This is a genomic window from Leucobacter sp. UCMA 4100 (assembly GCF_027853335.1).
Taxonomy (GTDB): Bacteria; Actinomycetota; Actinomycetes; order Actinomycetales; family Microbacteriaceae; genus Leucobacter_A.
The window spans coordinates 1,703,949-1,719,431 of the sequence record NZ_JAFEUS010000002.1 but is presented as its reverse complement, the minus strand read 5'-3'; the positions used below and the strand labels follow the sequence as shown (position 1 = coordinate 1,719,431).

Annotated in this window: 13 protein-coding genes; 9 read left to right on the top strand and 4 right to left on the bottom strand. The window is 64.3% G+C overall.

What is annotated here, in order from left to right; translation table 11 throughout:
* Nucleotides 1-22: 22 nt before the first annotated feature.
* Nucleotides 23-568, bottom strand: a complete 546-nt coding sequence (locus tag JSO19_RS08090) for a YbhB/YbcL family Raf kinase inhibitor-like protein (protein ID WP_270910919.1) — start codon at nucleotides 566-568, stop codon at nucleotides 23-25.
* A 108-nt stretch (nucleotides 569-676) separates the two neighbouring features.
* Here JSO19_RS08090 and JSO19_RS08085 point away from each other — a divergent pair, with 108 nt between their 5' ends.
* Nucleotides 677-1,615, top strand: coding sequence for a tRNA uridine(34) hydroxylase (locus tag JSO19_RS08085; RefSeq protein ID WP_270910918.1), 939 nt, complete (start codon nucleotides 677-679; stop codon nucleotides 1,613-1,615).
* Nucleotides 1,616-1,661: 46 nt separating this feature from the next.
* On the opposite strand, the gene JSO19_RS08080 is transcribed toward JSO19_RS08085, so the two are convergent.
* Nucleotides 1,662-1,886: a hypothetical protein gene (locus tag JSO19_RS08080; RefSeq protein WP_270910917.1), complete on the bottom strand. Its 225-nt coding sequence runs from the start codon at nucleotides 1,884-1,886 to the stop codon at nucleotides 1,662-1,664.
* 325 nt (nucleotides 1,887-2,211) lie between these two features.
* Here JSO19_RS08080 and JSO19_RS08075 point away from each other — a divergent pair, with 325 nt between their 5' ends.
* From JSO19_RS08075 to JSO19_RS08065, 3 genes are read left to right on the top strand one after another with little or no spacing between them, the layout of a single operon-like run.
* Complete coding sequence (locus tag JSO19_RS08075; protein WP_270910916.1) at nucleotides 2,212-3,399, top strand: sensor histidine kinase; 1,188 nt, start codon at nucleotides 2,212-2,214, stop codon at nucleotides 3,397-3,399.
* Between the two features lie 12 nt (nucleotides 3,400-3,411).
* Nucleotides 3,412-3,630, top strand: a complete 219-nt coding sequence (locus JSO19_RS08070; protein ID WP_270910915.1) for a hypothetical protein — start codon at nucleotides 3,412-3,414, stop codon at nucleotides 3,628-3,630.
* Nucleotides 3,630-4,286, top strand: coding sequence for a response regulator (locus JSO19_RS08065; protein WP_270910914.1), 657 nt, complete (start codon nucleotides 3,630-3,632; stop codon nucleotides 4,284-4,286). Before JSO19_RS08070 ends, JSO19_RS08065 begins: the two co-directional genes overlap by 1 nt.
* Before the next feature lie 108 nt (nucleotides 4,287-4,394).
* On the opposite strand, the gene JSO19_RS08060 is transcribed toward JSO19_RS08065, so the two are convergent.
* Nucleotides 4,395-8,594: a DUF5979 domain-containing protein gene (locus JSO19_RS08060; protein WP_270910913.1), complete on the bottom strand. Its 4,200-nt coding sequence runs from the start codon at nucleotides 8,592-8,594 to the stop codon at nucleotides 4,395-4,397.
* Nucleotides 8,595-8,944: 350 nt separating this feature from the next.
* On the opposite strand from JSO19_RS08060, the gene JSO19_RS08055 reads away from it, so the two are divergent.
* The 5 genes from JSO19_RS08055 (at nucleotide 8,945) to JSO19_RS08035 (ending at nucleotide 14,116) form a co-directional block, all read left to right on the top strand.
* Nucleotides 8,945-9,829 carry a helix-turn-helix domain-containing protein gene (locus tag JSO19_RS08055; protein ID WP_270910912.1) on the top strand — a complete coding sequence of 295 codons (885 nt, stop codon included), beginning with the start codon at nucleotides 8,945-8,947 and terminating at the stop codon, nucleotides 9,827-9,829.
* A 112-nt stretch (nucleotides 9,830-9,941) separates the two neighbouring features.
* Nucleotides 9,942-11,012 carry a FecCD family ABC transporter permease gene (locus JSO19_RS08050; protein WP_270910911.1) on the top strand — a complete coding sequence of 357 codons (1,071 nt, stop codon included), beginning with the start codon at nucleotides 9,942-9,944 and terminating at the stop codon, nucleotides 11,010-11,012.
* A complete protein-coding gene (locus JSO19_RS08045; RefSeq protein WP_270910910.1) occupies nucleotides 11,009-12,085 on the top strand; it encodes a FecCD family ABC transporter permease in 1,077 nt (358 codons plus the stop codon). The genes JSO19_RS08050 and JSO19_RS08045 overlap by 4 nt, the downstream gene beginning before the upstream one ends.
* A 73-nt stretch (nucleotides 12,086-12,158) precedes the next feature.
* Nucleotides 12,159-12,953 (top strand): ABC transporter ATP-binding protein, encoded by a 795-nt coding sequence (locus JSO19_RS08040; protein WP_270912121.1) that lies wholly within the window; start codon nucleotides 12,159-12,161, stop codon nucleotides 12,951-12,953.
* 125 nt (nucleotides 12,954-13,078) lie between these two features.
* Entirely contained in the window at nucleotides 13,079-14,116 is a 1,038-nt protein-coding gene (locus JSO19_RS08035) for an ABC transporter substrate-binding protein (protein WP_270910909.1), read from the top strand.
* Nucleotides 14,117-14,269: 153 nt separating this feature from the next.
* Here JSO19_RS08035 and JSO19_RS08030 read toward each other — a convergent pair whose 3' ends face one another.
* On the bottom strand, nucleotides 14,270-15,412 hold the full coding sequence (locus JSO19_RS08030) for a flavin-containing monooxygenase (protein WP_270910908.1): 1,143 nt from the start codon (nucleotides 15,410-15,412) through the stop codon (nucleotides 14,270-14,272).
* Nucleotides 15,413-15,483: the final 71 nt, after the last annotated feature.

Genomic DNA, 15,483 nt, shown 5'->3' with positions numbered 1-15,483 from the left:
TGGGTTTCATGCAGGCCGGGCGCTACTCGCCCTGGTACTCGCCGGTGGCAACGATGACCGCGCGAGCCAGCGTCACATCACGCATTGTGAAGCCCAGAGCCGCGGGGGTCGCCTGCGGATCAATGTCGATGTGCGGCACCGACAGCGCGTGCACCGCGAACCAGTAGTGGTGCACACCCGTGCCCTCTGGAGGCGCGGCACCCGTGAATGCGGGCTCACGCATCTCGTTCGGCAAGGTAATGGCCCCCTCAGGAAGCAGGGTGCTGTCGGGCGCCCCTGCCCCGCTCGGCAGCGAGGTCGTCGCAGCGGGAATGTTCGCAACCGCCCAGTGCCAAAAGCCGGAGCCCGTGGGCGCATCGGGGTCGTAACAGGTCACCGCAAAGCTCTTCGTCTCGGCGGGAAAGTCGGCCCAGCTCAGCTGAGGCGACGCATTGCCGAAGGCGCCGTACGTCTCTTTGGGCAGGGGCTCACCGTGCTGAATATCGGTGCTTGTGAGCGTAAAACTCGGTACTGCCCGCATGAGGGCATAGGGGTTAATGAGGCCGTGTGCTTTCGGGTCAAAAGTCATCGCTTCTCCTTACACTCGTCGATCGGGGCGGCACCGCCCCTTGGTCCCTCACCATAGCGCGAGCAGCTGACACGCCACTCGCAGAGCAGGTAGCGTAAAATGTGCACCATGGCCCACTCAAAGATTCTGCTGTACTACGCGTTTGCCCCCGTGGCTGACCCTGAGGCGATGCGCCTGTGGCAACGCGAGCTCTGCGAGCGGCTCGGGCTCCGAGGCCGCATCATCATCTCGCGCCACGGCATCAATGGAACCGTTGGCGGCGAGCTCGATGCCTGCAAAATCTACCTCCGCAAAACGCAGGAGCACCCGGCCTTCGCAGGCATCGACGTCAAGTGGAGCGACGGCACGGGCTTTGCAGAGCCAGAGCCCGACATCTTTAAGGGCGTCGATCGCAGTGTTCCGTGGTTGACCTCGAGCGACTTCCCGAAGCTCAGCGTCAAGGTGCGCGACGAGCTCGTCGCCTTCGGCATTCCCGCAGAGACCGTCGTTGACGAGCGTGGCGTCGTTGGCGGCGGATCGCGACTGACGCCCCAGGCCGTCAACGATCTCGTCGAGGCCCGTGGCGATGATGTCGTCTTCTTCGACGGCCGCAATGCGTGGGAGGCCGAAATCGGCAAGTTCAAGGGTGCGATCGTGCCCGGCGTGCGCACGACGCACGACTTCATTGCCGAGATTGAAAGTGGCGTGTACGACGACATTAAAGATCGCCCGGTCGTGACGTATTGCACCGGAGGGATCCGCTGCGAAATTCTCTCGGCAGCGATGGCCGAGCGCGGCTTCTCAGAGGTGTACCAGATCGACGGCGGCATCGTTCGCTACGGCGAAGCCTTTGGCAACGACGGTCTCTGGGAGGGATCGCTCGCCGTGTTTGACGGGCGGGAGACGTTGGATTTTGCGCCCGGCGCTGCCGTCATTGGCGCGTGCCAGGAGTGTGGCACCCCGTCGAAGACCGTCGCCAACTGCACCGATCGCTCGTGCCGCACGCGGTTCGTCGTGTGCGAGAAGCACCTCGACGCTTCGTGCCCCGAGCACGCCCGCGTCGCTTAACGCCGCACCTCGCAGAAACCCTTACGGAGTCAGAGCGTCAAGGGGCTCAGAGCCCCGCGTCGCTCATCACCCGATCGCGGCGTGCCCGCTGGGCCTTGCGACTGCGCACAAACATGAACGCCGAGTAGAGCACAACCGCCGCGAGCGCGGCAAGGTACGGAGCGAGACGCCAGGGTGAAGTGCTCTCGAGATCCATCACCTTGACGGCGATGAGCGCGAGCGTGAAGAGTCCCAGTAACACAAGAACGTACTGTGTAACGGCTGCGTTCATGAAACGAGACCCCACCTTTCTGTCTATTCAGCGTCTCAAGAAGCCAAATGCCGAGGCGTTCCGTCAGCTCACGGTGACTGCCATCGCATCATGACTCCTCTTGTCAGTTTCACTCATGCTAAGCCGCGACGGCTGTCCCGCGAATCACTCGTTTCGGTGATCTTGCTCGCCGCAGCGTCGCACCGCCAGGAGTGAAGCGCCGCTGTACACTGTCCATATTGGCCAGAATTACAGATGTGCAGGGAGAAACGTGGCGTCAGGCAAAACGGGCCTGCCCCAACCGAGCACGTTCTCGCTCGGCCCGGGGCGTATCAGAAGTGCAGCGATGAACGATCAGGGTACTTCTGGGCGAATCATGCGCGCGCTGCTCGGCAGTCGTATCGTCGATATTCCCCTGAGGGCCTTCGCGCTGCTCTTCTTCATCATCGACCTCTTCGGCACCCCCGAGAGCACCGAGCCCGCGGCACTCATTCTCTTCTACCTCTCGGCTGTGCTGCTCGCGGTGGCCCCGTTCTTCCCGGTCAGCGTGACCGCGGTCGCGCTCGGCTTGTATGCGGCCCACATGCTGCTCTACCCCGACCTCATCAACCCCTTCCAGCTCGCCATTCTGCTGCCCATCACGGTGCTCGTGGCTCACGGTCGCCCGTGGCCAGCGCTCCTCTACACGGGCCTGTTCTTTGGCCTCTCAATTGGCGAGGAATTCACACAAGCGAGTCTCGCAACCCCCGTCGCTGAGCTCGCCCTCGTCACGGGTGCCGCCTGGATACTCGGGGCCTCAGCCTACTTTCTCGAAAACCGCATCAACCTCGCGATTCACGAGCGTGAGCGACTCGCAATCGCACACGAACAAGAACTGCAGCGACTCAGGCTCGCGTTCATCATCGACACGCACGACACCGTCTCGCACAGTCTCGCCACGCAGTCTGCGGCGATTCGCGTGATCGCCCACGAAAATACCGACCCCGAGGTCGCGAGCATGCTCAACGAGCTCAGCGCGATCAACGAGCAGAGCCAGCTCGAGCTGCGCTCACTACTGCTCGGGCTTCGCGAGGGCGCGCTCGGCCTCTCAACGCAAGAGCACACGACGCTCAGCCTCGAAGAGGCGCTCGACTCAATGATCGCTTCGGCCAAGGCCGGAGGGTACGCGATCGACCTCACGGTCGCGGGCTCGCTGCCCCGGTACAGTGCCGCAACCGACCGGCAGCTTCTCTTCGTCGCACGCGAGCTCGTTACGAACATTGTGAAGCACTCGAGCGAGCGCATCGGCTGTTCCATTTCGCTCAGCGAGGTTCGGAGCAAGCAGGGCACTTTCGTCGAGGCGATCGCATCAAACCCTGTGGCGGCCAGGAGCGACGCGCAACCGCAGAGCCTCGCGCGACGGGCACAGGAGTTCGGGGGCACCTGCGAAGCGTCGAGTACCGACCGTCTCTTTACCGTGACCGTGCGCATTCCCGTCACCGCGAAACGCCCAACATCGCTTGAATCGGGTATGGCCGACGGCTCAGCAGTGTGATGAGATACCACTATGAAGATCTTGATGTCGCTGGCATTGCTTGTGCTGCCCCTCTCGGGGTCGCCGCTCACCTCGGCCGAGGCGGCTCCGCTGCCTAAAGCGCCGCAGGAAGCGGTTCTCGCGAGTGCAGCCGGCGTGCTCGCCACCGACCCGACGCTTAGGGCCAAGCCGTCGCAGTGCATCGTGTGGCGCATCACCGACGTCGCGAAGTACCGAAAGTACTGCCTGTAATGCTGAAGTATGTGCCGACACTCGACGAGCTCTCGATCTTGATCGTTGACGACGATCACTGGACGACGAGGGGCTTGCAGCTGGCCTTCCGTGAAGCCAGCTCGGTGGCGATCGCCCACTCGGGCGAGCACGCCGTAACGCTCCACAATGAGCTCCAGCCAGACATCACGCTCATGGACATCAACCTGGGCCCGGGTATCAGCGGCATCGAAACGATCTACCGCATTCGCGAAACCACCCCAGAGGCCCGCATCGTCGTGCTCACGACCATCGCTCCAGGGCCGGGGCTCGGGCGAGCCCTCGAGGCAGGGGCCGTCGCGGTGGTGCGCAAGACCACCGAAGAAGAGGCGCTCCGCTCGGTCGTCGTGAGTGCCGTCACCTCTGACGACCCGCGGTGGCTCAAAACGCTCGCGCAAGACATCGTCATTAGCGGCGATCGCCTGCCAGACGCCCCGGTGAAAAATCCTGAACTGACACGGGCCGAGCTCGACACGCTCCTTCTCGTCACACAGGGCTTCACCTACGCTGAGATCGCAATGCAGCAGCACGTCTCGGCATGGACCGTGCAGACCCACGTCAAGCACCTGCGCGAAAAGCTCCACGCGAGCAACCTCGCACAGCTGGTTGTGCGCGCGCTGCAGTACCACTACATCTAAGCATCAGCCAGCGCACGAGTGGCCGTGACCCTCCCTCTTGCGAGGTGGATCACGGCCACTCGTGCGCTGGGCAAGATCACCGCAGCGACCTCACCCAGCGGGTACGACTTATACGTCGCTTCGCTGAGCCTTTCGACGCATCAGCCAGAAGCCAGCTCCCATCGCAGCAAGCGCGGCAAGCACGATGCCTGCGACGTTCAACGCCGAACCGGTCATGGCGATCTTCTCGTCGGTCACGACGGGGTCGTCCTGCTCGATCGTGTTGGTGAGCGTGAGATCAGCGTTCGCACCGGCTTCACCGGTCACGAGAACCGTTGCCTCGGCGGCTTCACCAGCAACGAGTTCACTCTCGCCTTGCTCACTCGACCACACGCCACCCTTCCAGTGAAGGTCGCTTGCGAGTTCGGTCTCACCCTCAACGAGCGTGACAACCGTTCCGAGCGAGACGCCGTCGATCACGGTGGTCTTGCCGTTCACGACCTCGAGGTCGCGCACCTGCTCTTCACCCATGATGTCAACCCACGTTGCGGTGACGGGGAAAGCGACGGTATCAGCAACCGCATCGGCGCCCGAGCCCTCGAGCTGCTTCGTGATCGAGACCGATCCGAGCAGCGGGGTCGCGGTGTTGGTGAGCGAGACCTCTGCGTTCCCGGCGGCCTGCACGACGACAACGGCGTTGCCCTCGGCGTTCACCGTGACGTCGCCGCCCCACACCGGTGCCGCCCAGGTGAGTCGGTCGGTGTTCTCGGGCATGACCTCGGTGAGCGTCACGACCGTGCCGTGCGGCAGGTCAAGACCCAGCGCAACGTTCGTGCCATCGGTCGGCAGGGTGATCTCTGAGATCCACTCATCAAGCTGGTCGTCAAACCAGGTTGCCTGCACGGTAACCGTTTCAGGAACGTCGGCGTGGTCAGGAGCGATACCGGTGACGGTCTTCGCGACACCGAAGGTTCCCGGAGCCCAGGTTGCCTCGTTGACGACGGTCACGAGCGTCGAATCGCTCTGCTGCTTCGAGACGGTCACGGTCGCTGAGCCGTCGCCGGCGTCAACCACGTCGGTTCCCGAGATGACAATCTCGCCCCAGATGACGGTGTCAAATGCTGGCTGATCGCCCTCGCGAATCGTCACGACGGTGCCAGCTGGCAGCTCTTCACCAAGCTCGGTCGGGGTGACCGCGTTGATCATGAGCTCTTTCGACTGGGTGTCGCCGGCGGCGTCGACCCACGTCGCGGTAATCGGGAACTCGGTTTCGGGTGCAACCTCGGTCGCAGCCTCACCGGCGATGCCCTTGACGATGCTGAGGCCAGCGGTCGAGGTGGCCGCGTGGTTCTCAAGTGCGACGTGAGCAGCGGCGTCACGGGTAACCGTCACCTTGGCCGATGCGCCATCGACCGCTACGCCGGTGCCCGACCAGGTCGGTGCGCCCCAAGCGATGCTCTCGCCATCAACGAGCGGAGTCTCGGTGAGCGTGACCTCGGTGCCGATGAGCAACTGCTCATCAAGCGCGACCGCGGTGCCATCGGTTGGCAGCTGCAGCGTCTTCTCGTGGTCAGCCCCGTCCTGCGACCAGACTGCGGTCACCGTAACCTCGGCGGGCACAGCAGGGTTCTGAGCCTGGTCGCCCGTCACGGTCTTCGAGAGCGAGAAGGTGCCAACCGTGCGCTCGACGTTGTTCGTGATCGAAACCTTGGCCGGTTCGGTCACGTGCTGAGCGGTCACCTCAATGCTTTGCGGATCAATCGTGGGGTCAGCCGCCCAGGTCAATAGATCACTGTCGGCTGGCACTGCTTCTTCAAAGGTCACGACCGAGCCAATCGGCAGATCGGCGATGGTCACCGGAGTGCCCGCGACGAGCTCGAGCGTACGGTCAGCCTGCGCCGGGAAGTCTTTGCCGAGCGCCGACGTATCGATCTTGGCGGTGACCTCGTAGGTCTGCGCGTCGTTCACGAGGCCAGCGGCCCCGCCATCGACGGCTTTCTCAACCGTGATCTGACCGAGCTCAGCGGTGTTCACGAGCTCGACCGAGATGTTCGATGCTGGGGTCAACTCGACGACGGCCTTCGTGCCCTCGTCAGTGACGGTCACACCGGTGGCTTCAACGAACTTCGGTGCGGCAAAGACCACGCCGGGGTACGAGGGCATGTTGACCTCTGAGAGCTCGATCTTCCAGCCCTTGCCGCGCGGGTTCAGGCCGCTCACGGCAGAGCCATCGATGGGCAGCGTGAGGTTGTACTCGTTCGCGACATCGCCCTTCGGGTTGATCTCTTTCGCGTGCACCGTAAAGGTCGCATCGCTCGGCACCATGGCTGCGCCAGGGGTGCTTGCGAGTGACTTCGTGATCGAGACGCTGCCACGGGCTACGCCCTGGCCGGTGCCGCTGCCGCGGGTTGTCTGAGTGACCGAAGAGGTGTACTCGTTCCCGGCGACCTTCGCGGCGTTCCCGTACTCGGTGCCACGCTCATCGAGACCACCGCTCGCGGTACACGTGGTGTAGTGAAAGAGGTACTGGTATTCCTTGCTGAAGCCATTCGCGACGTTTCCGTCAGGAAGTGGCAGCTGAGGGCGTGGCACGGTGAGCGTCATGGTGTTACCGTCGAGCGAAGCCTTCACCGAGTCGGTGAGATCAACATCGGCGAGACCGCCATCTTTGATCTGGTCTTTCGCGGTGACCTTGAGGTTCAAGCGCTTCGCGAGGTCAACGTCATCGGCGAGGCACACGGCCTGCGACTCGCTCAGGGTGTCGGTCACAACGAGGTCGCTATCGATGCTCTCGAGCTTCTCGCCGGGAACCGTGATGTCCCAGTTGATCGTGGTCTGCGGGAGCAACTCGACGCCGTCGATCGTGACAGGTGTGTCGTTGATTTTACCGGTCTTCTCGTTTTTCCGTTCCTGGACCTTGGCTTTACCGGTGACCACGGTGCCAGCGACAGACGCCGTATTATCAAGCTTCGTTGCCTCAGCGGGAAGGCCGTCGGTGGTGCCGCAAGTCTGGTACGTCACGAAGTACAGGTATGGCGTCTTCTTGAACGCAAAGTCTGAGCCCTGCTTCAGCGCGATCTCGGCTTCGAAGCTCGTTGCGTCTTCAGCCTGGCTCGTGATGACCAGTTCATCGGTAATCTCGGTGCGCTTTTTACCGCTCGGGCCATACTGCTCAAAGACGCGAATGCCGCTCACCGTGTTGCTGCAGAGCTCATGTGCGCCTGAGAGCGAGTCTGTGAAGGTAAAGGGTGCTTTATCGGCGAGCAGGTTGCCGTCAACCCGAACCGTCCAGTCAATCTTGTCGTTACGGTCTTTGCCCTCACGAACGTAGCCCCACTTATCAATGCCATCGGTGTAGTCCCAATCCTGGGTAACACCGATAACACCAGAGCCTTCGCCGTAAATGCTGACGGTCGCCTCGTTGGTGTACTCGGTTCCCTTGGGGTCAATAGCGCCATCCGGGGTACAGGTCGAGTAGGTAATGAGGTAGCTCGACTGCGGATCCCATCCACCAGCGGGAGCGGTGAGACGGTACGAGAACGTCTGATCGTTGGCGCCCTCGATGTGCTCGATAGACCCGGGGAGCTCGGCGACGGTGCGGCCGTCACGCTGCTGTACGAGCCTCACGTCGACGGGGGTGCACAGTTGGTGGTTTGCGCTGAGCTTCTCGTCAATCGTCACAGTGTCGTTGCCCTGCAGGTCCTGACCGGGCAAGACGATTTGCCAGTCAACTGACCAGCGGTTGTCATTCATCATGCCTGACTTACCCCAGGAGACCTCGGGGCGTTCGACCTCGTGAATGCCGCCGTCACCGGGCAGAACCACGGGAGTTTGCGTGCCGTTGAGGTCAAAAACAAGTTCTTTGGCCTCGGTCGTTTGCACGGCTTCAACCTCGAACTCGAAGGTGCCCATGACATCAAACGAGCCGGTTTCGACCTCGTCGGTGAGCACGCAGGTGACGAGCTGAGCTGCGCCGTCTACGGTGCACTCGCCCCACACGACTGGCTTGCTACTGCCTTCGCTCGGGCCGTTCAGTGGGAAATGCTTCAGGTCGAGCGTCTTCAGTTGAGCTGGAAGCCCGATGGTGAAGCTGTCACCAGCCTTCGGGGTGATCGCTGAGGCATCCCACGTGCCCGAAAGATAGAGCTTGTCGCCGACCATCAACTGGCCGTCGCCTTCCATCTCGATCGTGAGGTCGCTCACGACAATGCCTTCGGTGTTGCCCGCTGCCACGGCTACGCCGGGAGCAGTAGTAACCGCGGCCCCAACGATTCCTAGTATGCCGAGGGTCGCAACAACCCGCCGCATAATACGGTTTCCAAACTTCACTTTGATAATCCCCTACCCAATATCATTCAGTTGTGGGCAGGCGTGAGTACTTCAATGAACCGATGCTTGTTGAATGCAGCGCGGCGCTCAATACGCACCCAAACGCGTATTGAGGGGGTGTTGCACCCCCAGAGAGCAAGATAAAAGTGGCCTCAGTGCCGCCTGCCAAGCAGATAGTCTTGCACGGCGCATACTAGAACGCAATTCGAGAAGCGCGAGGCCCAAACGCTCTGTGAAACGATCGACATTTTTGGTCGGACCAAACAAGTGGTCACCAACTGTCTCACAGACGGGGGAGCACTTTTCAGCTTCGTCGCATTCATCTGACTAAGATAAGGATAGCCTTACTCGTGAGGCCCGCCCTATCGATCGAGGTGATGATGACCCTTCTCGCCCTTCGCGAACCCCGCCCAGCCCAGCAGCGGCCAAGCGGCCCGCATCCCCTCGTCCCTACCCACACGCGCGTCACACCCACCGACGAGCGCTACGTCAACCCACCCTTCTTGCTGACCACCGGCGTATACGAGCCCGACGCGGCGATCGAGTGGCCAAAACACCGTCACGCCGAGCACGAACTCCTCTGGTCAGATCGCGGAGTGGTCACCATGCACGCGGGCGGCAAGCAGTGGACGGTGACGCCGGGGGTTGGCCTGTGGATCCCTGCGGGCTTCGAGCACGAGGGCAAGACGCGCGACAATACCGACGTACGCGCAACCTACTTTGACCCTTCCGGCTGGCCCGGAGCGTGGAGCGAGCCCGTCGCCGTACGCGTTGTGCCAGCGGTGCGCGAGCTGCTCATTCACATTAAGCGCGCACGCATGACCATCGACCAGCGCATCAGGGCACAGCAGGTCTGCATCGACATGCTCGAGGTTACCGAAACGGTGCAGCTCGACCTGCCGATTCCCCAAGATTGGCGCCTTTCTCGCCTCGTCGAGCAGGTGCTCAGCGACCCCGCCGACGACCGCTCGCTTGAACAGTGGGCAGCGCTTCTCAACATCACGTCGCGCACCCTCACCCGCATTTTTACCGCCGATATCGCCATGAGTTTCGTGCAGTGGCGCAGGCTCGTGCGTATGCGCGCTGCCCTGGGCGAGCTTGCCGAGGGCGCGAGTGTGAAGACGGTCGCCCGCCGCGTCGGGTACAGCACCACCAGCTCCTTCGTGACCGCCTTTCGCAAAACCGTGGGGTGCACCCCTGGCGAACTTGCCGAAACCTTCTCAGCCCCTGTCTGAAACGCACAACACCGTGTCTGCCCGCCCCGCCATAACCTCCGTAGCCTCGTGTCTGTGGTGCGCCCTCTGACGCGCCCTTCGAAACCGGCACACCTGGAGTAAGAACCCGAGCATGTCACACGCCCCCTCAGTTGCCTCGCGGCCGAAACCGCGACCGAAAGAGCCGCCCCGCACCGGCCTTGCGGGCAGCAACACCACCCGATTCCTCGTCCTTCTCGCGCTTGCCTGCGCCCTGCTCGCCATCGCCGCCCTGAGCATCATGATCGGCTCTCGGGACATTCCCTTCGCGACGGTGTGGCAGGCCATCACCGCCCCCGCCGATATCGAAGAGCACTATGTCGTGCACGATCTGCGCATTCCACGCACGGTCGTCGCGATCATCGTCGGTGCGGCGCTCGGCATCGCGGGTGCCCTCATTCAGGCGCTGACGAGAAACCCGCTCGCTGACCCCGGCATTCTGGGCGTGAACTCCGGCGCGGCCTTCGCCGTCGCAGTGGGCGTCGGCGCCTTCGGCGTCTCGTCGGTCTCGCAGTACCTGTGGTTCGCGTTCGCCGGCGCGCTCATCGTCACCATTGCGGTCTACGCGATCGGCAGCGCGGGCCGCGGCGGAGCCGATCCGCTGAGGCTCGTGCTCGCTGGCGTGGCCCTCGGAGCCGCGCTGAGCGGGCTCACGAGCGCGATGACGCTGCTCGATCCGCAGGCCTTCGACAAGATGCGCAACTGGGGCGCCGGCACGGTCGTGGGCCGCAGCCTAGACATCGTGTGGCCGGTCCTGCCATTTCTCGCGCTCGGTCTCGTGCTCGCGTTTCTCGCGGCGAGGCCGCTCAACGCGATCGCGCTCGGCGAAGATCTCGCGGCGGCGCTCGGCGCAAACGTGCTGCGCACCCGCATCATCGTCATCATTGCCGTCACGCTGCTCGCGGGCGGGGCGACAGCGATCGCGGGCCCCATCGGCTTTGTTGGGCTCATGGTTCCGCACGTCGCGAGGTGGATCGTCGGGCCAGACCAGCGCTGGATTCTCGCCTACACGCTCGTGCTCGCGCCGATGCTACTGCTCGTCGCCGACATCGTTGGCCGGCTCATCATGCGCCCGGCCGAGGTGCCCGTTGGCATCGTCACCGCCTTCGTCGGCGCTCCGGTGCTCATCGTGCTCATTCGTCGCAGAAAGGCGAGCGGGCTATGAGCGGGGCACTCGGGCAGCCGCAGCTGCCATCGAAGATTGATTTTGGCCGCACCGTTCGTCGCGTGCACGTGCGGGGCATCTGGATGCGCGTTGACGTGCGCGCGCTCATCATCGGGCTCGTGCTCGTTGTCGTGTGTATCGGCATTGGCATCCTGAGCCTGGTGAACGGCGAATACCCGCTCACCCTTCAGGAAGTGTGGCGAGCCCTCTTCGTTGACTCGAGCGGCTTCGATCGAACCGTCGTGTTCGAGTGGCGCATGCCGCGAGCGGTCTCGGCCATCGCCTTCGGTGCGGCCCTCGGGGCGAGCGGCGCCGTATTCCAGTCGCTCACCCGTAACCCGCTCGCGAGCCCCGACATTCTCGGCTTCTCGGCAGGGGCCTACACGGGCGCCCTCATCGTCATCATCGTGTTTGGCGGCACCTACCTTGATGTCGCGGCCGGTGCGCTCGCTGGCGGCATGGCGACCGCGGCCGTCGTGTACCTGCTCGCGTTCAAGGGCGGCGTGCAGGGCTTCAGGCTCATCATCGTCGGCATCGCCATTTCGGCCATGCTCTCGTCGCTCAACACCTGGCTCACCCTCAAGGCCGACCTTGAGACCGCGCTCGTCGCCGCAGTGTGGGGCGCTGGCTCGCTCAACGGCATGACCTGGCAGCAGACCGGCGTCGCGAGCGTGCTCGTCGTGGTGCTGCTCGTTGTCACGCTCGCGCTGTCTCGGCCGCTCAGGCAGCTCGAGCTCGGCGACGACGCGGCCAAGGCGGTCGGCGTGCGCGTCGAACCGACCAGGCTCGTCTTGATGCTCGTCTCGGTGGGGCTCATCGCCGTCGTGACCGCAGCCGCAGGCCCCATCGCGTTCATCGCCCTCGCCGCACCCCAGATCGCTCGCCGAGTGGCCGGCACCGCGGGCGTCTCGGTCGGGGCCTCGGCGCTCATGGGCGCTGCCCTGCTCTCGGCCTCAGACTTCGTCGCCCTGCACGCCCTTCCCGCGATGCTGCCCGTCGGCACCGTCACGGTCGTGGTCGGCGGCGGCTACCTCATTTGGCTTCTCATTCACGAATCGAAAAAACGACTCTGACCACCCGCACACCACCCGAAAGAACCTCATGACCCAGCACTCCCAAGCGGTAACCGCGACACCTGACAGCAGCATGCTGCAGGTTCGCGATGCCACCATCGGCTACGACCACAAGACGATTTCTGAGCACCTCTCGGTCTCGATTCCTGACAACTCGTTCACGGTCATCGTGGGGCCAAACGCGTGCGGCAAGTCGACGCTGCTCAGGGCACTCTCGCGGCTGATCCGCCCGTCTCAGGGTGAGGTGTTGCTCGACGGCAAGGTCATCACCTCGTACCGGGCCAAAGAGGTCGCGAAGCGCCTCGGGCTGCTGCCGCAAACCTCGCTCGCACCCGACGGCATCACGGTCGCCGACCTCATCGCGCGCGGCCGCTACCCGCACCAGGGCATCATCAGGCAGTGGAGCGACGCCGACGAGCAGGCCGTGCTCGAGGCCATGCACGCGACCGGGGTGACCGACCTCTCGACCAGGCTCGTCGACGAGCTCTCGGGCGGTCAGCGGCAGCGCGTCTGGGTCGCGATGGTGCTCGCGCAAGAGACACCGCTGCTTCTGCTCGACGAGCCAACGACGTTTCTCGATATCGCACACCAGATCGAGCTGCTCGAGCTCTTCACCGACCTGCACCTCGCGGGCAACACCCTCGTCGCCGTGCTGCACGACCTCAACCAGGCGGCTCGCTACGCGACCCACCTCATCGCGATGAAAGACGGGCGTATCGTCGCAGAGGGCACCCCCGATGAGATAGTGACCGAGGTGCTCGTCGAAGAGGTCTTCGGCCTCGCCTGCCGCGTCGTGCCCGACCCCGTCACGGGCACCCCCACCGTCGTGCCGCTCGGCCGCGACCGCAGCGGCACCCGTAAAGTCTGAAACGCGAAGCGGCGAGTCTGCCTCTCGCACCGCCCCGTGCCTAGCGTTGAAGGGGTGGGGCCGGAGCGCCTCACCCCTCACCGTGGCCCGGCTTCTCGGGCCGTTACTACGTTTCAAGGAATGACATGGCTTCTCACCACTCCACCCTGCCCACGAGCGGGGCGCCCCGCCGCCTCGGCCGCCTGACGGTCTGGGTCGCAGCAGCGCTCGCGCTCGGCCTCGTAACCGGTTGCGCAAGCGGCCCCGCCGATGCCGACACGAAGCCCAAGGGCGACGCAAGCAGCAGCGAAACCATCGATTTCTCGTACGAGGGCTACGAGGCGACCCTGCCGGCGAACCCCGAGCGCGTCGTCGTGCTCGACAGCCGCAGCGGCCTCGAGATGGCGCTGCTCGCCGACTACCCGCTCGTCGCGACCGCCTACGGAACCGATAGCCCCCTCTCGCCGCTCATCGACGACGATGTCGCGCACCTCAAGAACACCGCGTTCGACCTCAACCGCGAAGAGATCGCATCGTACAAGCCCGACCTCATCGTCGTGGGCGTCGGCTGGTGGAACTACTACGAGGGCGAAGACTTCAAGCTCGACGAGATCGCCCCCGTGCTCGCGGTCAACGACGGCATCGACGTCGAGGGCGCCTCGGCCGAAAACCCCTTCAAGGCCATGACCGACCAGCTCACCATGCTCGATCGCGCCGACAAGGCTGAAGACGCGATTGCCGACTACGAGGCGACCGTTGCCGCGGCCAAGAAGCAGATCGGCGACTACACCGAGGGCAAGACCGCGACGGTCATTCACGCCCCGGTCGATAACTTCACGGTCATTACTGAAGACTCGATTTACCGCGTCGTGCTGCCCGCCCTCGGCCTCGACATTCTCGACAACGAACAGATTCGAGAGGCCCCACGCAACGAGCAGAATCACGGCCACATGCTGAGCTACGAGAGCGCCGTGAGCGCGCTCGGCGATGCCGACATCGTGTTCGTATACAAGGCCGATGTTGACGCCGAGCTTGATCCGCTTCTCGCCCGCGTTCCCGCGGTTGAGCGAGGCACGTGGATCGACGGCAACCTCGCAGAGCGCTTCGGCTTTGCCCTCACCTACAAGAGCTTCGTGAACGGCATCGTCGACGCCGTCACCGAGTTTCCCGATTACGAGGGCTAGCCTGAGCTGAAGCACGGCAAACCCCAGCGGGGCGGATCAGGCGAGCACTCGAGGCTCGCCCTGATCCGCCCCGCTTCGTTTCAACCCCGCCCGCCAACCTTTGCCTGAAAAACACCGGCTTAAGGGGTGATTGGCTCGAAAACCCGTCTGAAATCAGGCAATAGTTGCCGGTGAGGGCCCGGCGAGCTGTCGCTCGATCGCGCGAACGGCGTCGCGGCCAGCACGGTTGGCCCCCACAGTCGACTGCGAGGGGCCGAAGCCAATGAGGTGCAGCGCCGGCTCCCCGAGCACCTCGGTCCCGCGCATCGTGATGCCGCCGGCACTCGTGCGAAGCCCAAGACCCTCAAGGTGCGCGAGGTCGCCCTTGAACCCCGTGGCCCACACGATCGCGTCGAGGCTCGTGAACGTGCCGTCGGCCTCGCGCACCCCGTGGGGCTCGATCGCCACGAACATGGGGCGCCGCTTGAGCACGCCTCGCGCCTTGGCCGCCCGAACGTACGGGGCGTTCGCCGGGAGCCCCGTGTACGAGACGACGCTGCCCGTGACCCTTCCCGCCTCGACGTCGGCGGTCACGCGCTGAATCACCTCGCGGCCGGCCTGGGTGTCGAACTCGGTGTCCATCCACTCCGGTGGCCTGCGGGTGTACCAGAGCGCATCGGTCACGCGCGAGATCTCCTCGAGCTGCTGCAGCGCCGAGATTCCTGCGCCAACGACGGCCGTGCGCAGCCCCGCAAAGTCTTCAAGCCGCACGTAGTCGCGCGTGTGCTGCTGCACGCCGAGAAAGGTGTCAGCGCCGGGGTAGTCGGGCTGCACGGGATTGTTCCACGTGCCGGTCGCGTTGATGAGGTACTCGGCGTGCCAGGTGCCGGCGTCGGTCTCGACCACGTAACCGCCGCCCGAGGTTCCGGCTTCTGCGGTCCCGGCCTCTGCGCCCGCGCGGCGCACCTCGCTCACCCGTACGGGGCGTTCGATGGGCAGCTCGTTCGCCGCCTCGAACTCGGCGAAGTAGCGCGAGACGGCGGTACTGCTCGGCTCGTCGGGGTTCATGTCAGGCTTGCTCATGCGTGGCAGATCGAAGATGGCGTTCAGGGTGCGCACCCTGAGACTCTCCCAGCGGTGCTGCCACGCGCCGCCCGCCGCGGGGTTCGCGTCGAGCATGACGAAGCTGCGGGTGTCTGCCGCGCCCGCGCCGTCGAGCGCGCTCACAAAGCCCGCCCGCTGCAGGTGAAAACCGGCAGAGAGCCCTGCCTGGCCCGCGCCGATCACGACGACGGTTGCGTATCGAAAGTCAGTCACACTCGAGTACAACCGTTGTCGGTCGGCAACTATTCCGCGGCACCGGCCGACGCCTCAGCGCGGCCGGGCCC